Origin of the sequence: Bradyrhizobium arachidis, assembly GCF_024758505.1 — a bacterium.
Classification (GTDB): Bacteria; Pseudomonadota; Alphaproteobacteria; order Rhizobiales; family Xanthobacteraceae; genus Bradyrhizobium; species Bradyrhizobium manausense_C.
This window is the reverse complement of sequence record NZ_CP077970.1, coordinates 93,690-112,208: the sequence shown is the minus strand read 5'-3', so window position 1 is coordinate 112,208 and position 18,519 is coordinate 93,690. Positions and strand designations below refer to the sequence as shown.

Below are 18,519 nucleotides of genomic sequence, written 5' to 3'. Positions count from 1 at the left end.
ACGCCTGTTCGTGATGAGGAATAGACGATGACGACGATCGCCACGGAGGTGAGCATGGCCAGGCGGACCTATCCGCCACGTGCTGCCGTCGTCAGCTGGATCTTTTTCGATTGGGCCGCGCAGCCCTACTTCACGCTGATCACGACCTTCGTCTTCGCCCCCTATTTCGCCACCAACATCGCGCCGGACCCCGCGACCGGGCAGTCGCTGTGGGGATTTGCGATGGCGGCCGCCGGCATGGCCATCGCGCTTCTGTCGCCGGTGCTCGGGGCAATTGCGGACGCCTCCGGTCGCCGCAAGCCGTGGATCGCCGCTTTCGGCACACTCTTGGTGATCGGCTCCTGCACGATGTGGATCGGCAAGCCCGGCGATGCCAGCATCATCCCTCCGCTGCTCACGGCGCTCGCGCTTGCGAGCGTCGGTGCGGAGTTCGCCACCGTCTTCAACAATGCGATGATGCCGACGCTGGTGCCGCCGGAACGGATCGGCCGGCTCTCGGGCACCGGCTGGGCCACCGGCTATGTCGGCGGCATCGTCAGTCTGATCATCGTGCTCGGCTTCCTCGCCGCCAATCCCGAGACCGGCCGCACGCTGCTCGGCTTCGAACCGCTATTCGGGCTCGACCCGGTCTCGCATCAGGGCGACCGCATCACCGGACCGCTGACGGCGTTGTGGTTCGTCATCTTCGTGACGCCGATGTTCCTGTTCACGCCGGATTATCCGGCCAAGCGCCCGATGCGTGAGGCCTTGCGCGAAGGACTGTCGGAGCTGAAGCAATCGCTCGCTGAGTTGCCGAAACAGAAATCGCTCGCGGCGTTCCTGCTCGCAAACATGATCTACACCGACGGCCTGGTATCGCTGTTCGCCTTCGGCGGCATTTACGCGGCCGGCACCTTTGGCTGGCACACGATCCAGATCGGCACTTTTGGCATCATGCTGGCGATCGCCGGCACGTTCGGCGCCTGGCTCGGTGGCAAGCTGGACGATTCATTGGGGCCCAAGCGCGTGATCGCCGGCAGCATGCTGATCCTGCTGTTGTCGCTGGCTGCGATCCTGATGGTCGACAAGGACAGCGTCCTGTTCGTCAAGGTCGCGCCGCCCGTGCCCGGCGGCCCCCTGTTCTCGGGCGCGGCCGAACGCGCCTATCTCGTGCTGGGGTGCCTGATCGGCGCCGCCGGAGGTCCCTTGCAGGCGGCCTCGCGCACCATGCTGATCCGCCTCGCGCCGAAGGACCGCATCGCCCAGTATTTCGGTTTGTTCGCGCTGACCGGCAAGGTGACGTCCTTCGTCGGCCCACTGCTGATCGGTATGATCACTGCGGCCACCGCCAGCCAGAAAGCCGGCATGGCGGTGCTGGTGGTGTTCTTCGTCGCGGGGCTCGGGTTGTTGATGCGGGTGAAAGAGAAGTAACTCCCCTGTCGTCCCGGACAAGCGCGCCTCAAGCGCGCGCAGATCCGGGACCCATGACCACAGGATCGAGTTTGACGAAGACTCGGTAACGCGCATCTTGTGCCACAACCACTTCCTGTGGCTATGGGTCCCGGATCTGCGCTTCGTTCCTGACAACGCCATGCGTTGTCAGGAACTGCGCTTGTCCGGGACGACAACCGGTCAATGCCTGAAATGCCGCGTCCCCGTGAACACCATGGCGATGCCGTGCTCGTCGGCGGCCTTGATCACCTCGTCGTCGCGCATCGAGCCGCCGGGCTGCACCACGGCGGTGGCGCCGGCTTCGATGCAGGCGAGCATGCCGTCGGCGAACGGGAAGAACGCATCTGAGGCCACGACCGAGCCCTTGGTCAGCGGCTCCGCAAGCTTCAATTCGTTGGCCGCGTCCTGGGCCTTGCGTGCCGCGATCCGCGCCGAATCCACCCGGCTCATCTGGCCCGCGCCGATGCCGACGGTGGCGAGATCCTTGGCGTAGATGATGGTGTTGGACTTGACGTGCTTTGCGACCCGGAACGCAAATTTCAGGTCGCGCATTTCAGCGTCGGTCGGCGCGCGCCTCGTCACCACCTTGAAAGTCATGTCGTCGACAACAGCGTTGTCGCGGCTCTGCACCAGCAGACCGCCCGCGACCGTCTTCGCGGTGAAGCCGGCCGCGCGCGGATCGGGCAGGCTGCCTGCGAGCAGCAGGCGCAAATTCTTCCGGGCGCCGATGATGGCGATCGCTTCCTCGCTGGCATCCGGTGCGATGATCACCTCGGTGAAGATCTTTGTGATCTCGCGCGCAGTGTCCGCATCCAGCGCGCGGTTCATCGCGATGATCCCACCGAACGCTGAGGTCGAGTCGCAGGCGAGCGCCCGGCGATAGGCGCTGACCAGGTCGGGGCCTTCGGCGACGCCGCAGGGATTGGCGTGCTTGACGATCACGCAGGCCGCGGTGCGCTTGGCATCGAATTCGCCGATGCACTCATAGGCCGCATCGGTGTCGTTGATGTTGTTGTAGGACAGCTCCTTGCCCTGCAACTGCCGCGCGGTGGAGACGCCCGGGCGCTTGTCCGGCAGCGCATAGAACGCCGCGGTCTGGTGCGGGTTCTCGCCGTAACGCAGCGCCTGGATCAGCCGGCCGCCGAAGGCGCGGAAGTCGGGCGCATCGATCTCGAGCTGACGCGAAAACCAGTTCGAGATCGCGGCGTCATAGGCGCCGGTGCGTGCATAGGCCTTGGCGGCGAGGCGCCGGCGCAGCTTCAGCGTCGTCGCGCCGTTGTTGGCGGCGAGCTCGTCGAGTACGGCCTGATAGTCCTGCGCCTCGACCACGACGGCGACATCGTCATGGTTCTTCGCGGCGGCGCGGATCATCGCGGGACCGCCGATATCGATGTTCTCGATGCACTCCTCGAAGCCGGCGCCTTTGTCGACGGTTGCCTCGAACGGATAGAGGTTGACGACGAGCAGGTCGATCGGCGCGATGCCATGCGTCTTCATCGCGGAAGCGTGCTCGGCATTGTCGCGGATCGCGAGCAGCCCGCCATGCACCTTCGGATGCAGCGTCTTGACGCGGCCGTCCATCATCTCAGGGAAGCCGGTCAGTTCGGAGACGTCCTTCACCTTGAGGCCGGCGGCGGCGATCGCTTTTGCGGTGCCGCCCGTCGAAACCAGCTCGACGCCGTGCGAAGCGAGCGCCTGGGCGAACTCGATCAGGCCGGTCTTGTCGGAAACGGAGAGAAGGGCGCGGGTGACGCGGCGGGGATGGTCAGTCATGAGCAAGATCCTCTGTTCAGGGAGTCCCTATGCCCAGGCGCGCGGCAGATATGTCCCGCGCTTCCCGATGGTGCTCCATCCAAGGTCGCCAGTCGCGCGAGCGAAGGCTCGTTAGCAGCTTTCGGCGATCTCTACAATAACGCGGAACGGTGCGAATCGCGCGCGTTCACAGCGGAAGTTCCGGCTCCCGCCGCGCGTTGCGGCGGGCATTGGTGACCGCCGGCGAGGCCGTCGAGCGGACAAAACTCCAGCGGATCGAGGGGGCCTGGCGGGCGTCCTGCCGGATCACGATCTGCGCGGTGCGGCGGGGGCCATCATTGCCGGCCAGGAACACGCTGTCCTCGAGGTCGACCTTGTCGTCGAGCGCTTCAAACGTCCAGACGTCGCGGTTCGGCAGCACCAGCATGACGCCGCGGGCATCCGACAAGCGGCTTGCTTTCACTGCCGGGTGCAAATGGAAGCGCAGCGCGAAATCGGCGTTGGCGCCCTTGAGGCGCCCGCCCTGCGGCGGCGACAACGTGTCCTCGCCGTCGAGCCGCGTACCGTCATCGGCGACCATCACGACACGGCGATGGATCACGCCGAATTTTGCGAGATAGCCGTCATGCGAGGCCGTGAGCAGCGTGCCGTTCTGCACGATTTCGCGATAGCTCTCGACCTCGGACGGCCCGCTGACGACGGGCGCGCCGTGCAGCAGCTTCTTCATCGCCGACAATTCGACGAACTGGCACGACGACGTGTCGTGATAGGTCAGCGTCGAATGCGCCGCGGTGCCGCGCGCAAAGGGCCGCCAATTGTCGCGGCCCGTCGTCGGCATGCCGCAATTGGTTACGATGCGGCTTATCCCTGAGGACAATTCGAACGACAGACAACCGGCATGCGCATCGTGGCTGACATTGGGCGGCGGCGGCGCACCGGTGTCCATGATCAGCGTCAACTGTCCGGCATCGAGGCGCTGGAAACCGGTATGCGGCATGTTCGCCATCGGCGCGCCGTGGGTGTCGTCATAGGCGAGCAGCGTGGCGAGCAGATCCGACGCCGTCGCGCTCATGCCGTTGAACAGCGCAAAGTTGCCGTCGCCGTGCCGGAAGAAGCGCAGCATCGGCATCATGCGGTCGATGGCGTTGAGCAGCGCCGGCGGCGGCGCGATGTTGCGCGCGGCAAAGGTCTGCCGCAGCGGCAGCAGGTCGATCAACAGCTCGATCAGCGCGCCGGGATTGCGGGAGACGTGCCCGCCGTCCGGCAGGATCTGACGCTGCAACTCGTCGGAGAGTTTTCGCGAGACGCTGCGGATGTGGCGCGCCTGGTTGGCGAGGCACAGCGCGGTGTAGCACAGTGCGATCAACACTTGCAGGCGCGGCACCCCGTCGGGGATGTCGACCATGGTGTAGCGGAGATAGCGGATCTCACGCGCGAGGCCGCGCAAGTAACGGCGATAGAACTTGTTGTCGGTATCGCCCAGCACCAGTGGCGCCTGCGACAACAGCGAGATCACGCGCCGCGCCAGCACGTCGGCGCGCCGCGCGACCGGGCGGCGCTTGTTGGTCGGATTGGAGATCCAGTCCTCGACCAGGGCACGCGCATTGGCCCGGGTCAGGGCGGTGTCGGCGGCGCGGAGATGGCGCAGCCAGCCGAAGCCGAGGAGCGCGACCTCCCAGTCTTCCGACGGCGGCTCGAGATCGAAGATCGAGCGGCCGTGGCAATTGACGATCTTGCCGGCGAAGACGAAGCGTCCGGCATAGATCTCGGCGGCGCGGGTGGCGTCCGCGGTGCGCAGATCATGCGGCGCGATGATCAGCCGGTCGGTGCGGCCGGGCCAGAGCCGCGACAGCGCAACCGGTCCGCCGCTCGCGCGCGCAAGCACGTTCCGCGCGAAGCGGTTCATGACCAGCGTCGAGATGCGTCTGCGTTGAGCGACCGACACGCCTTGCCTTGAAGGGGGAGAGGATTCCGACGAATCCTTTTAATCCCAAAATCGGCCGCAAGACACCACCTTGAAACCGCGCGAATCAGTGTCGGGGGAGCAAAATCCGGTGCAAAATCAGGATTTAACGAGCCGGGCGGCGAAAAATCCGTCGAGCCCGCCGAGCCTCGGGTCGGCATGCGGCAGATGGCAGGGCAGGGTACGCAGGTCGCCGTCGGCGGTGATGATCTCGGAAAGGCCTGCGACCTCGGACGCGGCGATCGGGACGCGGCGCAGCGCGGGCTCCGCGGCGAGCAGCGCTGATATCGCCTGCTCGCCCTCCTCGGGTTCCAGGGAGCAGGTGCAGTAGATCAGCATGCCGCCCGACTTGAGCAGCGTGACGGATTTTCGCAGCAGCCGCTGCTGGAGCGCGGCCAACGACGCGATGTCGGATTCCTGCCGCAGCCAGGCGACGTCGGGGTGGCGGCGAATCGTGCCGGTCGAGGTGCAGGGGGCGTCGATCAAAATGCCGTCGAACCCTTCGGCGGGCCCCTGCCATTCCACGGCATCAGCGACCACGGTCTCCGCCTGGAGCGTCAGGCGCGCGAGATTTTCGCGCAGCCGCGCGACACGGGCCGGCGAACGGTCGATGGCGGTGACTTTGGCGCCGGCCTGCGCCAGCTGCGCCGTCTTGCCGCCGGGTGCCGCGCAGAGGTCGGCGATGGATTTGCCGGCGATGTCGCCGAACAGACGCGCGGGCAATGCGGCGGCGGCGTCCTGCACCCACCATTGGCCGTCGCCGAATCCGGGCAACATGGTCACCGAGCCGTGCAGCAGCGTGCGTACCGACCCCGTAGGCAACACCTCGCCATGCAGCCGGCTCGCCCATTGCGCGGCGTCGGACTTCACCGTGAGATCGAGCGAGGGTTCGTGGCCGAGCGCCAGCGCCATGTCGCGTGCGGAGGCCTCGCCATAATGCGCGGTCCAGCGCGCCAGCAGCCATGGCGGCATGTCGAGCGATTGCGTGGCGACCTCTTCCACCAGCGCCTTGCCCTCGCGCGCGCAGCGCCGCAGCACGGCGTTGACGAGACCGGCATAGCGCGCCGCGCGGCGATCGGATTGCACGAGGCGGACCGAGAGATCGACCGCGGCGTGATCGGGAACATCCATCCAGAGGATCTGCGCGGCGCCGATGAGAAGCGCGCTCTGCGCGCGCGGTGCGTCGGAGGGAATGCCCTTGTCGAGCAGTCGCGACAGCACGTGGCCGAGCGTGCCGAGCTTGCGCAAAATGGTCGCGACCAGGCGGCGCATCAGCGCACGGTCGCGATCGGCCAGCGTCTTCAGTCCGGGATGGGCACCGGCACCGTCGAGTTGGTCGTCGAGCGTGCGGTGCTTGTGCAGGACACCATCGACGATGTCGGCGGCGATACGTCGTGCCGCGAGACCAGGCACTTCAGTCGGGGGAGCGAAACGTTGAGACGGCATGCGGAAGTAAGGTTCTGAGCGAGCGGCAGTTCCGCCGCTAGGGCGCATGCCTGATGATCCGCATCAGTGGCATGCGAATATGCCAAATGTAAGAATCGCCTCTGGTTTTTTCATCCGATCGTGACGACCGTCGTGGACGATCTTTTGGACGACCTCTTGGGGGATCGCGCGGGGCGCGGTCCTGGGGTAAAGAGCCTCTTGATGAGCGACAATTCTTCTTCACCGGAACGGAAATCCTTGCCTCCGGCCGCCCAGCGGGCGCTGGCCGAGGCGGAGGCGCGCCGGCAGGCCGCCGCGGCGGCCGAAGCCGAGGCTCGAGACAAGGCGCGGCCGAAGGAAATGCAGGGTCCGAAAGGGCCGGAGCCCACGCGCTACGGCGACTGGGAACGCAAAGGCATCGCCTCGGACTTCTAAAGTCCAGGCCGTCTCTTGACCTTCCCTTGCCGGCTCGCCCGACTCAGTCCAGCGTCGGCTGATGTCCCCCCAAGATCAGATCCCGCATCGACCCAATCCGTATCGGTCGTCGTTTCGCGGTTCGCCGTTCGGCCGCCGTTTCGCAGGGCTGCTGCCGTGGATGTTTGTGGTCGGCATTGCGTTCGCGGTGGTGCTGACCTTTCGGCATGGGCTGAACTGGCCGTTGTCGCGGTCGGACGACGTCCGGGCGCAGGATGCCGCAATCGTCCTGCAGCACGCCGGCAATCCGGACACGCGCCAGGCCGTGGACGTCATCCGCACCATCGATGGCGACACCTTTCTTGCGCGCGTGCATCAACGCGAGGGGCGCGATCTCGTGACGCGGGTTCGCCTGCGCGGCATCGACGCGCCTGAATTGAAGGCGTCCTGCCAGGACGAACTGACGAAGGCCGAGGCCGCGACCGACGCGCTGCGCGCGCTGCTCGGCCAGGGCGGCGTTACCATCTACAACATCGGACCGGACAAATATGAAGGCCGCGTCGTCGCCGATGTCGCGACCAAACGCACCGCAAGCGTGTCGGCGGCGCTTCTCGCAAGCGGCCATGTCCGCAGCTACAATGGCGGCCATCGCGACGGCTGGTGCGCGCGAGGCTGGCGCTTCTGGCAATAAAAAAGCCGCGTCGCAACGCGGCTTTTCTCCCTCAACCTGATCGGAGCTGTCAGCGCGTCACGACCACGGTCGTGCCGACCGACACGCGCGAATAGAGATCGGTGATGTCGTCGTTGAGCATGCGGATGCAGCCATAGGAGACGAAGCCGCCGACCGAGCCCGGGACGTTGGTGCCGTGAATCGCATATTCGCCGCCGGCGAGCGTCATTGCCGCAACGCCCATCGGGTTGCGCGGCGAGCCGCCGGGGATCACGTCGGGAATGCTCGGCTTGTCGCGCTTCACCTCGGCGGGCGGCGACCAGGCCGGGTTGCGGTATTTGCCGTCGACGCGGGTGGTGCCGGCCCATTGCTTGCCGGACTTGCCGACGCCGACCGGATAACGCACGGCATGATCGGTATCGAGAATGAGATAGAGCCGGCGTTCATTGGTCCGGACCACGATGGTGCCTGGCGAATACTCGGCCGAGCGCATCCCCACCATTTCCGGCCGCGCCTCGGCCGCCGTCGACATCAAGACCCCCGCCCCGATGGTGGCGGCCAATGCCACCGCAATCCTCATCGACATAATCTGCTCCACTTCCCAGCCGCCCCTCGCGGGGCCTCAAATCGTCGCGCAGACCGCCTGAACCGGGTCCTGCCGGCCTCTCACCCACGCATTCTTAACCGCGTGTCTTAACCGGATGGTTTCCACGTCCGGTGTGGGGCCTACCTTACGGCGGGGAACAAAGGAAATGTTCGAATTAAAGTAAATGACCTGAAAACAACACTCGGCCGGAAACGGCAGGCGGCGCGGGAGGCGCCCCTGACAAGTGCGTGAGGGTGCAAATTTTGGATCGTCATTCCGGGGCGCGACGAAGTCGCGAACCCGGAATCTCGAGATTCCGGGTTCGATGCTTGCGCATCGCCCCGGAATGACGGCTGCAAATCAAGCCGACGCGTTCTTCTTGTTCTGCCGGTTCTTGACGAGGTCGTCGACCACGGCGGGATCGGCCAGCGTCGAGGTGTCGCCCAGGCTGCCCGGCTCGTCCTCGGCGATCTTGCGCAGGATGCGGCGCATGATCTTGCCGGAGCGGGTCTTTGGCAGGCCCGGCGCGAACTGGATCTGGTCGGGCGAGGCGATCGGGCCGATCTCCTTGCGCACCCAGGTCACGAGCTCCTTGCGCAGATCCTCGGTTGGCTCAACGCCGGCCATCAGGGTCACATAGGCGTAGATGCCCTGGCCCTTGATGTCGTGCGGGAAGCCGACGACGGCGGCTTCCGAGACCTTCTCATGTGCGACCAGCGCGCTCTCGACCTCGGCCGTGCCCATGCGGTGGCCGGAGACGTTGATGACGTCGTCGACGCGGCCGGTGATCCAGTAATAGCCGTCGGCATCGCGGCGGCAGCCGTCGCCGGTAAAATACTTGCCCTTGTAGGTCGAGAAATAGGTCTGCTCGAAGCGGGCGTGGTCGCCATACACCGTGCGCATCATACCCGGCCAGGACCGGGTGAGGCAGAGATTGCCTGACGTCTCGCCATCCAGCACCTTGCCGTCGGCGTCGACGATTTCAGGCACGACGCCGAAGAACGGCAGTGTCGCCGAACCCGGCTTCAGTTTGGTTGCGCCCGGCAGCGGCGTGATCAGGATGCCGCCGGTTTCGGTCTGCCACCAGGTGTCGACGATCGGGCAGCGGTCCTCGCCGACCACGCGGTGATACCATTCCCAGGCTTCCGGATTGATGGGCTCGCCGACCGAGCCGAGCAGGCGGAGCGAGGCGCGCGAGGTCTTCTTCACGGGCTCGTCGCCGCCCTGCATCAGCGCGCGGATCGCGGTCGGCGCGGTGTAGAAGATGTTGACCTTGTGCTTGTCGATGACCTGCCAGAACCGGGAATTGTCCGGATAGTTCGGCACGCCTTCGAACATCAGCGTGGTCGCGCCGTTGGCGAGCGGCCCATAGAGAATATAGCTGTGGCCGGTCACCCAGCCGACGTCGGCGGTGCACCAGTAGATGTCGCCATCGTGATAGTCGAAGACGTATTGATGCGTCATCGAGGCATAGACGAGATAGCCGCCGGAGGTGTGCAGCACGCCCTTCGGTGTGCCGGTCGAGCCCGACGTGTAGAGGATGAACAGCGGGTCCTCGGCGTGCATGTGCTCGGCGGGGCATTCCGTCGTCACCATCGCGGCCGCCTCGTGATACCAGAGGTCGCGCGACGGGTTCATGTCGATCTTGCCGCCGGTGCGCTTCACCACGACGACCCAGTCGACGCCGTCGGCCTTGGCAAGCGCCGCGTCGACATTGGCCTTCAGCGGCACCTTCTTGCCGCCGCGCAGGCCTTCGTCGGCGGTGATGATCACCTTGGATTTGCAGTCGTTGATGCGCTGCGCGAGGCTGTCCGGCGAGAAGCCCGCGAACACCACGGAGTGGATGGCGCCGATCCGCGCGCAGGCGAGCATCGCGTAGGCCGCTTCCGGGATCATCGGCAGATAGATGGTGACGCGGTCGCCCTTCTTGACGTTGCGCGTGCGCAGGATGTTGGCCATCCGGCACACTTCGTCGTGCAGTTCCTTGTAGGTGATGTGCCGGGATTGCGAGGGATCGTCGCCCTCCCAGATGATTGCGGTTTGATTTGCTCGGCTGTGAAGATGCCGGTCGATACAGTTCCAGGCGACGTTGAGGACGCCGTCCTCGAACCATTTGATGGAGACGTTGCCCGGCGCGAAGGAGACGTTCTCGATCTTGTGGGGCGCCTTCATCCAGTCGATGCGCTTGGCCTGCTCGGCCCAGAAGCCGTTCGGGTCCGAGATCGAGCGGGCGTACATGTCCTTGTACTTGCCCTGGTCCACCCAGGCGCGCTTCGCCCACTCAGCCGGCACATCGTAGATCTTCTCGGACATGTTTCCCTCCACATGCGGCAAGCTTAACGCAACGCCGACATCATCATTGACGTGAGTATGCGTCGGGCTAACCGCACCCGACAAGGAGGACAAGCTGGACCTTCGGCGGGCACGCCACCATGCGCAGGATCAAGCTGCGCGCGAGGCCTGTCGCAAATCTGAAACAGGGGCGGAGACTGGCTTGGCGCGAGAGGCTGGGCTCTTTACCGAGATATCGGGAAGCGCCGCTGCAAACCCCCTATGCGGCCAGCGGCGGTATTTAGAAACCGTATGTCACCGATTCGGGACTCGCAATGCGGTTCGGAAGCCCCTAAATGGCCAAACCGGGTTCAACGAAGCCCGGCGGGAACAAAAGCCAAAACAACGGCATTGACGGGTAACAGGCGGAGCTAAGGCGTAAGACTATGATGGATCAGCAGAATTTGGGGGCTCTTCAGCCCGCTTCGGCCGATCCCGCCGCTATTGCGCTGGCAAAGGCGCTCGGACAATGGCCCAAACCGGCCCCTTTTCGTCGCCCCAGCCCGAAAAAGACCTACGACGCCACCCCTCCGGCCACGGTGGAAGCCCTCGCCCGGGAGCTGGGGCTGCGCCTCGGCGACCAGAACGAGCTGACCATCCGCCGCATCAGGCGCGGCAAGGGCTATTCCTTCGTCCGCCCCAACGGCGCGCACATCCGCGACGCCCGGACCATCCGCCGTCTGCACGCCATGGCGGTTCCGCCGGCCTATCGCGAGGTGCGCTATTCGGCCGATCCCAGCTCGCATCTCCAGGCCGTGGGTCGCGATGCCGCAGGCCGGCTGCAATATCGCTATCACGCCGACTGGGAAAAGGTCCGCGAGCAGCGCAAGGCGCATCGCCTGGAGAAGCTCGTCGGCGCGCTGCCAAAAATCCGGCGCAAGGTTTCGGCGTTCCTGTCCGGCGACGAGCCGACGCGCGAATTCGCGCTTTCGGCGGTGATCGAGCTGATCGCTCGCACCGCGATCCGTCCGGGTAATGAATCCTATGCGCGCCTCAACGGCACCCGCGGCGCCACCACGCTGCTCAAGTCCAACGTCACGCTGGAGGACGATTGCTTCGTGCTGACGTTCAAGGCCAAGGGCGGCAAGGCCGTGCGGAAGGAGTGCGACGCAGCCAAGCTCGTGCGCGCCATCGGCATTCTGCGCGGCGTGCCGGGCAAGCGCATGTTCCAGTATCGCGACGCGAACGGCATCGTGCGCGCGGTGAACACCACGCAGGTGAACGCGTTTTTGCGCGAGATCGCCGGCATCAAGATTTCGCTGAAGGATTTTCGCACGCTGATGGCATCGGCGGTGGTGGTTGAATCGCTGTCGCGGATCACGCCGGCCACCAGTCAGCGCGGCCGCAAGAAGCAGGTGCTGGATGCGATCCGCGCCGCGGCCGACAAGCTCTCCAACACGCCGGCGATCTGCCGCAAGAGCTACGTGCACGACACCATCGTCACGGCCTTCGAGGACGGCATCCTCGAGCGCTTTGCCGCGACCATGAAGGGCCAGCGCTCGCAGGCGCGACGCGAGCAGCTTCTGGCGCAGGTCGTGGCAACGGCAGCGGTTTAGGTCTTTAGTTTGAGCATGACCTTTTCGGAAAGTCGCTTCACACTTTTCCGGATCATGCTCTAGCTTACATCTTCTCGTTCGGCAGGCCCTTGTCGGGGCCCGGATTGCGGCCGGCGGCTGCGCTCGTCAGCCGTCCCAGATAATGTGCCCAACCTTTGCTGTGGCTGATGCACTGCGCTTCGTTGGGCAGGCCGCTATGGGTCATGCACAGCAAGGTGCCGCCGTCGCGCTCAAAGAGATCGATCTCGACCAGGCTGGAGCCGGGCGGCACTTCCTGGCCGCCGTCCCAGCCGAAGGTGTAGGCCAGACGATGCACCGGCACGACCTCGCGGAATGCGCCGCGGGCCACGCCGCTGCGCGGGCCGATGCCCTTCAGCAGATAGAGCCCGTCGGGGTGCGGCTCCATCGTCGCCTCGGTGCCCATCCAGCTCAAAATCTTGTCGGGATCCGTCAGGAAAGCAAAAACGGTGGCACGCGGGGCCGCGATCTGGGTTTCGCGTCGAACTATGAACGGCTCGGTCATTGCAGCTGCGTTCTCCGTTGCGCTCTCGGAGATGGCGGCGCCAACCCGTATCGTCAAGGATAGGCCGTGACAAAGAGGGCGGGCGGACGCCATGATCGCGTCATGAAACTTTCCTCCACGCTCGCCTGGCTCGTCGATTCCGGAGCGGAGACCGGGAGCGCGGACCGTCTGCTCGCGGAACTTGGTGCGCATCTGGTCGCGGACGGACTGCCGCTCGCAGCCGGTGCGCTGACCCTCGACGTGCCGCATCCCCTGATCGCGCGACGAACCTGGCTGTGGCGCGCCGACAGCGGCGCGGTCATCGAAGCTCTGGGCTTTGCCTCGGGCGCAGCAGCGTTTGCGCCGCAAGCGCCCGGTGATGCCGGCCGCCGCTGGCTCGGCGATATCGCAGGCGGCATCGTGCACGAAGACGTGATCGGGGCGCGGCAAGATGGCCCGTCGCTCGGCTGGATCGGACCACGTGCCTTCACGTCGGACGAGATCGACGAATTGAAGCAAGCCGCGCGTTTCGCCGCTGCACCCTTGGCCGTCCTCGCCGCGCGTGCCACGCTGTTTGCAACGCTCGAAGCCTATCTCGGCCGGCGCAGTGCCGCGCGCGTGCTGGCAGCACCTCTGCGCCGCGACCTCGGCGAGACCATTCAGGCCGCGCTGCTCTATGCCGATCTGCGCAGCTTTACGGCGCTGTCGGAAAGCAACCCGCCTGCCGCCGTCATCGCGGCACTCGACGCCTGGTTCGACCGCATCGCCGGTGCGGTTCACGCCTTCGGCGGCGAGGTCTTGAAATTCATCGGTGACGGCGTGCTTGCGATCTTTCCGGTAGTCGATGAGCCGCCGCGTCGTGCCTGCCAGGCAGCCTTGCGCGCGGCGGCCGCTGCGCAAGCCGGCATGGCGCATCTGAACGAGGAGCGTCATCGGCAGGGGCTGCCGCTTTTGTCCTTCGGTGCGGCGCTGCATCTCGGCGAAATGCTCTGGGGCAATATCGGCGCCGCCAACCGCCTGGACTTCACCGCGATCGGATCCGCCGTCAATCTGGCAAGCCGGCTCGAGGGATTGTGCCGGCCGCTCGGCAAGACCGTGCTCGTCTCAGGCGCGCTCGCCGCCGAGACCGACGCGCAGTTGATTGATCTCGGAACGCATGCGCTGCGCGGGATCGCATCGCCATGTGCGGTGTTTGCGCTGCCGGACGCGTGATCTGCGTCTACGGCAGCAACTACAGCCCGCCCATTTTGCAGACGAGTTTCCACTCGTCCGCCGTCACCGGCTGCACCGACAGCCGCGAATATTTCACCAGCGCCATGTCGGCGAGCTTCCTGTCCGCCTTGATCGCGGCCATCGTCACCGGCGTCTTCAAGGGCTTGTCGGCCTTGATGTCGACGCAGACGAATTTTTCGGTCTTGTCGGTCGGATCCGGATAGGCCTCCTTGATGATCTCGGCGATGCCGACGATCTCCTTGCCTTCGTTGGAATGATAGAAGAACGCCTTGTCGCCCTTCTTCATGGCCACGAGATTTTGGCGCGCGGTAAAATTGCGCACGCCGGTCCATGCCTCGCCCTTTGCGCCCTTGGCGACCTGCTGGTCCCAGGACCAGACGGACGGTTCGGATTTCACCAGCCAGTACGCCATGCTCATTCCTCAGCCTTGAAGGGGCGCGTCAAAAGTCCTGAAATCGCGGCGTCGATCGTGGTCTTGCCATCGAGGATCGCCGCCACCGCCTGTGATACCGGCATCTCGATATTTTGCGAAGCCGCAAGTTCAATCAGCACCGGTGCGGTCGACTCGCCCTCGGCAAGCTTGCCGGCCGGCGCCTTCTCGCCGCGACCGAGCGCGAGCCCGAGCGCAAAGTTGCGCGATTGCGGGCTCGAGCAGGTCAGGATCAGGTCGCCGAGGCCCGACAGGCCGCCCAAGGTTTCGCCGCGCGCGCCAAGCGTGCGGCCGAACCTGGCGAGCTCGGCAAAGCCGCGCGTGGTGAGTGCGGCCTGTGCCGACGCGCCGAGCTTGCGTCCAACCGCGATGCCCACCGCGATCGCCAGCACGTTCTTCGCCGCGCCGCCGATCTCGACACCGCGCACGTCCGTGGAGTGATAGGGCCGGAAGGTCGGCGAACCCAGCGCCTGCACCAGGGCGCTTGCGAGCTGCTCATCCTTCGCGGCGAGCGTGACTGCGGTCGGCAGGCCGCGCGCGACGTCGTCGGCAAAGCTCGGGCCGGACAGGATCGCGGGCTGCGCGGCGGGCGCGGCTTCCGCGATCACGTCGGTCATGAACTTGTGCGTGCCGTGCTCGATGCCCTTGGCGCAGGCGATGATCGGCACGGGCCCTGTCAGATGCGATGCAAGCGCGTTGACCGCGCCGCGCAGATGCTGCGCGGGCGTTGCGATCAGGATCATGTCGGCGCGCGCCGCCAAGGCCAGCTCGCTCGTCACCACGATGTCTGGCGTGAGCATCACGCCCGGCAGCCGCGGATTGTCGCGTGTCGAGGCGATGCGCGCGGCGTGCTCCGCGTTGCGCGCCCAGAGCGTGACGCTGCGCCCTGCGCGCGCCGCGACGGTTGCCAGCGCCGTTCCCCAGGCGCCGGCGCCGATCACCGCGACGGATTGGAATGCCGGCATGGCTAGTATCCCGCGCGCGTGTTGCTGTAGCCGGCGGGCGCCGTGGCGTTCGCGTCGAGCAGCCAGCGCGCCCTCGGCTGCGCTTCCATCGTATCGGTCAGGCCGAGCGCGAGGCGCTCGGCGCCGGCCCAGGCGATCATGGCGCCATTGTCGGTGCAGAGCGCCGGCGGCGGCATGATGAGCTGCGTCTGTGCCTTGTCGGCGACGTCCTGCAATGCGCTGCGGATCGCTTGGTTGGCGGCGACGCCGCCGGCGGCGACGAGCGCGTGCGGCGCACCGAACTGCTCGCGGAAGAGTTTGAGGCCGACGCTCAGCCGGTCGGCGGTCGATTCCAGCACCGCGGCCTGAAAGCTCGCGCAGAGATCGCTGATGTCCTGTGGCTCCAGCGGCACAATGCGACTCGCTTCGTTACGCACGGCGGTCTTGAGGCCTGACAGCGAGAAATTTGCGTCCGCGCGTCCCAGCATCGGCCGCGGCAACGCAAAGCGCGCGGCATCGCCGTTGCCAGCCGCGCGTTCGACTTGCGGTCCGCCCGGGTAAGGCAGCCCCAGCATCTTCGCGACCTTGTCGAAGGCTTCGCCGATGGCGTCGTCGACGGTGGTACCGAGCCGCACATATTGGCCGACGCCCACGACAGCGACGATCTGCGTGTGACCGCCGGAGGCAAGGAACAGGCAGTAGGGAAAATCGAGCCGGTCGGTCAGGCGCGGCGTCAGCGCATGCGCCTCGAGATGGTTCACGGCGACGAGCGGCGTGCCGTGCACCATCGCGATGGCTTTTGCCGTGGTGAGCCCTACGATGACGCCACCGATCAGCCCCGGACCCGCGGCGGCGGCGACGCCGGACAGCTCGGCAAACCCGACCCCGGCCTCTTTCATGGCGCGTTCGATGATACCGTCGAGCAGGTCGACATGCGCGCGCGCGGCGATTTCCGGCACCACGCCGCCGAAGCGGGCGTGCTCGTCCACCTGCGAGCGCACGATGTTGGAGCGGATCGTTCCGCTGCCGTCAGCCGCGCGCTCGATCACCGCCGCGGCGGTCTCGTCGCAGGTGGTTTCGATACCCAGCACCAGCATTGGCGAATCGTTATCCAATTTGCGGCCTTGCGCTCATCCGTAAAGCAGAGTTCTGGTACGTCCGGTAGCATTCCGGGGTCGCCAAGCGCAATTGTCACGCTTTGTCTTTATCCCTTGAAGCTTCACCACGACATGCCCGGGAATATAGACCATGGCCATTCTTGTGACACGGCCGCATCCTGACAATGAGACCACCGCGGTCGCCTTGCGCGCGCGTGGTTTCGACGTGCACCTTGCGCCGCTCCTGAAGTTCGAGCCCGTCGCGTTCCACGATTCGGGCGAGACCAAATATGGCGGTGTCATCGTCTCCTCGGCCAACGCGATCCGCGCCATCGTGCCGCAATTGGCGGAACTGAAGCTGTTGAAACTGCCGCTGTTCGCGGTCGGCGAACACACCGCTTCGGTCGCCCGCGAGGCCGGGTTCGTCGAGGTGATCGTCGCCGGCGGCGATGCGGCCGCCTTGCGTGACACGGTGCTGACGAGCGCGCGCGACAAGCGGTTGAAGAAGAAAAGCACGCTGCTCTATCTCGCCGGGGCTGACCTGTCGCGCGATCTCGCCGGCGAGCTCGGCGCCGACGGTTTTGATGTGGTCACGCAGACGACCTACCGCATGGCGCCGGTCAGGCATCTGCCCCGCGAGGTCTGCGACGGCTTTGCCGCCCACGGCATCGAGGCCGTCCTGCATTATTCCCGCCGCACCGCGCGGGCCTTCCTTGAGGCGGCGCGCGGAGAGGGCGTCGAAATCTCCGCACTGGCCATCCCGCAATGCTGCCTGTCCGAGAATGTCGCCGCCGTCCTGCGCGAGGCGGGTGCGACACAGGTCACCGTCGCGGCGTCGCCGGACGAAAATGCCCTGTTTGAAACCTTGGAGCGTGCTTTGCGGACCCGTTTGGCGTAAGAGAACGGGCCGAATCCGACGAAAAAGGGTCCGGATCAGTACGCTTTGCAGTTGAGGGAAACGTGGCGATGGCCGATGACAAGCCTGAAGACGCAGGATTGGCCCCCGAATCCGGCCGTGCCAAGCGCACGCCGCCCACCATCGATCTCGAAGCCACGGAAGTTTCCACCCAACCGCAGCAGGCGGGTGAGGCGCCGCCGGAGCCGCAGCCCGAGCACGTTGAGACAAATGCGGAGGCTGCAAGCGAGCAGGTCAAGGCTGAATCCGAACCGGAGCGGCGCGAAGCCACGACGGCCGTTCCGCCGGCACCAGTGTCGCCCTGGGTGATCGCGCCGCTGTCGGGCGCAGTGGCGGCCGCACTCGTCATTGCGGTCGGCTGGATGCTGGGCTGGCCCGCGGTGCAGGCGCCGCCCGCTGCGCCGCAGGTCACGTCAGCCGCCGTCGACGCGTTGAGCGGCCGCGTCGCCAGCGTCGAGGCCAAGGTCAGCAAGCCCGCCGCGGATCCAGCCGCGGCCGCGCGCGTCGATGCGCTTGAGAAAACCGTTGCGGGTCTGCGCAGCGATATCTCCGCGGTCCGTACGCAGTCGGACAAGCTCGCGAGCACCGTGGACGCGGTGAAGGCGGCGCCGCGCGATGCGGCGGCCGCGCCGGATATCTCCGCTGTCAACGATCGCATCGCCCAGCTCGAAAAGAGCATCAAGGCCGAGCGCGCCGAGCTCGCACAGCAGGGCGAAAAAATCGCCGACGCAAAGCCTGCCGATGACAAGCCGCTGCGCCGCGTCGTGGCGGCGTCGCTGCTCGATGTCGCCGTTCGTCACGGCGACGGCTATGCCGCGCAGCTTGCGGCGGCACGTTCGTTCTCTGCCGATCCCGCCGCACTGAAGCCGCTCGACGCCTTCGCGGCGTCGGGCATTCCGACCCCGGTCGCGCTGAGCCGGGAGCTGCTCAACATCGTGCCAAAGCTGTCACCGCCCGCGGAGGCGCAGACCAGCGGCACCGGTATCGTCGAACGCCTTCAGGCCGGCGCGTCAAAGCTCGTCCGCATCGAGCGCACCGATGCCGTCGGCAACGACCGCGGCGCCATCGTCGCGCGGGTGACCGCCGCAGCGCTGCGCAATGACTTCAACGAAGCGCGCCGCGAATTGAAGACCTTGCCCGAGGCCGAGCGCGAGCCGGCAAAAGCATGGCTCGACAAGACCGATGCGCGCGATGCGGCCCTCGCCGCCTCCCGCAAATTCGCCGACGATGCCATGGCGGATCTCGCCAAAGCTGCGCAATAGGATTTTC

At 66.2% G+C, this 18,519-nt stretch carries 16 protein-coding genes and 1 riboswitch; of the genes, 7 read left to right on the top strand and 9 right to left on the bottom strand.

The annotated features are described in order from the left end of the window. The first annotated feature begins 27 nt into the window (after window positions 1-27). On the top strand, window positions 28-1,410 hold the full coding sequence (locus tag KUF59_RS00520; RefSeq protein ID WP_212456431.1) for an MFS transporter: 1,383 nt from the start codon (window positions 28-30) through the stop codon (window positions 1,408-1,410). A gap of 201 nt (window positions 1,411-1,611) precedes the next feature. Here the strand turns inward: KUF59_RS00520 and purH are convergent, their stop codons facing one another. The 3 genes from purH to KUF59_RS00505 all read right to left on the bottom strand — a co-directional run bounded on the left by purH (window position 1,612) and on the right by KUF59_RS00505 (window position 6,592). Then, on the bottom strand, window positions 1,612-3,204 hold the full coding sequence (gene purH / locus KUF59_RS00515) for a bifunctional phosphoribosylaminoimidazolecarboxamide formyltransferase/IMP cyclohydrolase (protein WP_212456432.1): 1,593 nt from the start codon (window positions 3,202-3,204) through the stop codon (window positions 1,612-1,614). Window positions 3,205-3,228: 24 nt separating this feature from the next. Continuing rightward, window positions 3,229-3,310, bottom strand: a riboswitch (ZMP/ZTP riboswitch). A 60-nt stretch (window positions 3,311-3,370) separates the two neighbouring features. Beyond that, window positions 3,371-5,089, bottom strand: coding sequence for a heparinase II/III family protein (locus tag KUF59_RS00510; RefSeq protein WP_212456555.1), 1,719 nt, complete (start codon window positions 5,087-5,089; stop codon window positions 3,371-3,373). Window positions 5,090-5,245: 156 nt separating this feature from the next. Continuing rightward, on the bottom strand, window positions 5,246-6,592 hold the full coding sequence (locus KUF59_RS00505; RefSeq protein WP_212456433.1) for an RsmB/NOP family class I SAM-dependent RNA methyltransferase: 1,347 nt from the start codon (window positions 6,590-6,592) through the stop codon (window positions 5,246-5,248). 201 nt (window positions 6,593-6,793) lie between these two features. On the opposite strand from KUF59_RS00505, the gene KUF59_RS00500 reads away from it, so the two are divergent. Both KUF59_RS00500 and KUF59_RS00495 read left to right on the top strand, forming a co-directional pair. Continuing rightward, window positions 6,794-7,006 carry a DUF1674 domain-containing protein gene (locus tag KUF59_RS00500; protein ID WP_212456434.1) on the top strand — a complete coding sequence of 71 codons (213 nt, stop codon included), beginning with the start codon at window positions 6,794-6,796 and terminating at the stop codon, window positions 7,004-7,006. Between the two features lie 61 nt (window positions 7,007-7,067). Continuing rightward, window positions 7,068-7,676 (top strand): thermonuclease family protein, encoded by a 609-nt coding sequence (locus KUF59_RS00495; protein WP_249140076.1) that lies wholly within the window; start codon window positions 7,068-7,070, stop codon window positions 7,674-7,676. Window positions 7,677-7,725: 49 nt separating this feature from the next. On the opposite strand, the gene KUF59_RS00490 is transcribed toward KUF59_RS00495, so the two are convergent. After that, on the bottom strand, window positions 7,726-8,241 hold the full coding sequence (locus tag KUF59_RS00490) for a L,D-transpeptidase (protein WP_258768081.1): 516 nt from the start codon (window positions 8,239-8,241) through the stop codon (window positions 7,726-7,728). A 360-nt stretch (window positions 8,242-8,601) separates the two neighbouring features. Continuing rightward, the gene (gene acs / locus KUF59_RS00485) at window positions 8,602-10,554 is read right to left on the bottom strand and encodes an acetate--CoA ligase (RefSeq protein ID WP_212456436.1); all 1,953 of its coding nucleotides are present in this window, start codon (window positions 10,552-10,554) and stop codon (window positions 8,602-8,604) included. A 404-nt stretch (window positions 10,555-10,958) separates the two neighbouring features. On the opposite strand from acs, the gene KUF59_RS00480 reads away from it, so the two are divergent. Beyond that, window positions 10,959-12,128: a DNA topoisomerase IB gene (locus tag KUF59_RS00480; RefSeq protein ID WP_212456437.1), complete on the top strand. Its 1,170-nt coding sequence runs from the start codon at window positions 10,959-10,961 to the stop codon at window positions 12,126-12,128. 64 nt (window positions 12,129-12,192) lie between these two features. Here the strand turns inward: KUF59_RS00480 and KUF59_RS00475 are convergent, their stop codons facing one another. Further along, window positions 12,193-12,651 (bottom strand): SRPBCC family protein, encoded by a 459-nt coding sequence (locus KUF59_RS00475; protein ID WP_212456438.1) that lies wholly within the window; start codon window positions 12,649-12,651, stop codon window positions 12,193-12,195. Window positions 12,652-12,753: 102 nt separating this feature from the next. Between KUF59_RS00475 and KUF59_RS00470 the strand changes: the two genes are divergently transcribed. Further along, window positions 12,754-13,842 carry an adenylate/guanylate cyclase domain-containing protein gene (locus KUF59_RS00470; protein ID WP_212456439.1) on the top strand — a complete coding sequence of 363 codons (1,089 nt, stop codon included), beginning with the start codon at window positions 12,754-12,756 and terminating at the stop codon, window positions 13,840-13,842. Window positions 13,843-13,861: 19 nt separating this feature from the next. Here the strand turns inward: KUF59_RS00470 and KUF59_RS00465 are convergent, their stop codons facing one another. Genes KUF59_RS00465 through tsaD form a run of 3 tightly spaced genes read right to left on the bottom strand, consistent with a single transcriptional unit; the run spans window position 13,862 to window position 16,334 of the window. Continuing rightward, window positions 13,862-14,275 (bottom strand): EVE domain-containing protein, encoded by a 414-nt coding sequence (locus tag KUF59_RS00465; RefSeq protein WP_212456440.1) that lies wholly within the window; start codon window positions 14,273-14,275, stop codon window positions 13,862-13,864. A gap of 2 nt (window positions 14,276-14,277) precedes the next feature. Next, a complete protein-coding gene (locus KUF59_RS00460; RefSeq protein ID WP_212456441.1) occupies window positions 14,278-15,258 on the bottom strand; it encodes an NAD(P)H-dependent glycerol-3-phosphate dehydrogenase in 981 nt (326 codons plus the stop codon). A 2-nt stretch (window positions 15,259-15,260) separates the two neighbouring features. Next, on the bottom strand, window positions 15,261-16,334 hold the full coding sequence (gene tsaD, locus KUF59_RS00455) for a tRNA (adenosine(37)-N6)-threonylcarbamoyltransferase complex transferase subunit TsaD (RefSeq protein ID WP_212456442.1): 1,074 nt from the start codon (window positions 16,332-16,334) through the stop codon (window positions 15,261-15,263). A 151-nt stretch (window positions 16,335-16,485) separates the two neighbouring features. Here tsaD and KUF59_RS00450 point away from each other — a divergent pair, with 151 nt between their 5' ends. Continuing rightward, window positions 16,486-17,232 carry a uroporphyrinogen-III synthase gene (locus KUF59_RS00450; RefSeq protein WP_212456443.1) on the top strand — a complete coding sequence of 249 codons (747 nt, stop codon included), beginning with the start codon at window positions 16,486-16,488 and terminating at the stop codon, window positions 17,230-17,232. Between the two features lie 68 nt (window positions 17,233-17,300). Further along, a complete protein-coding gene (locus KUF59_RS00445) occupies window positions 17,301-18,512 on the top strand; it encodes a COG4223 family protein (protein ID WP_258768080.1) in 1,212 nt (403 codons plus the stop codon). Window positions 18,513-18,519: the final 7 nt, after the last annotated feature.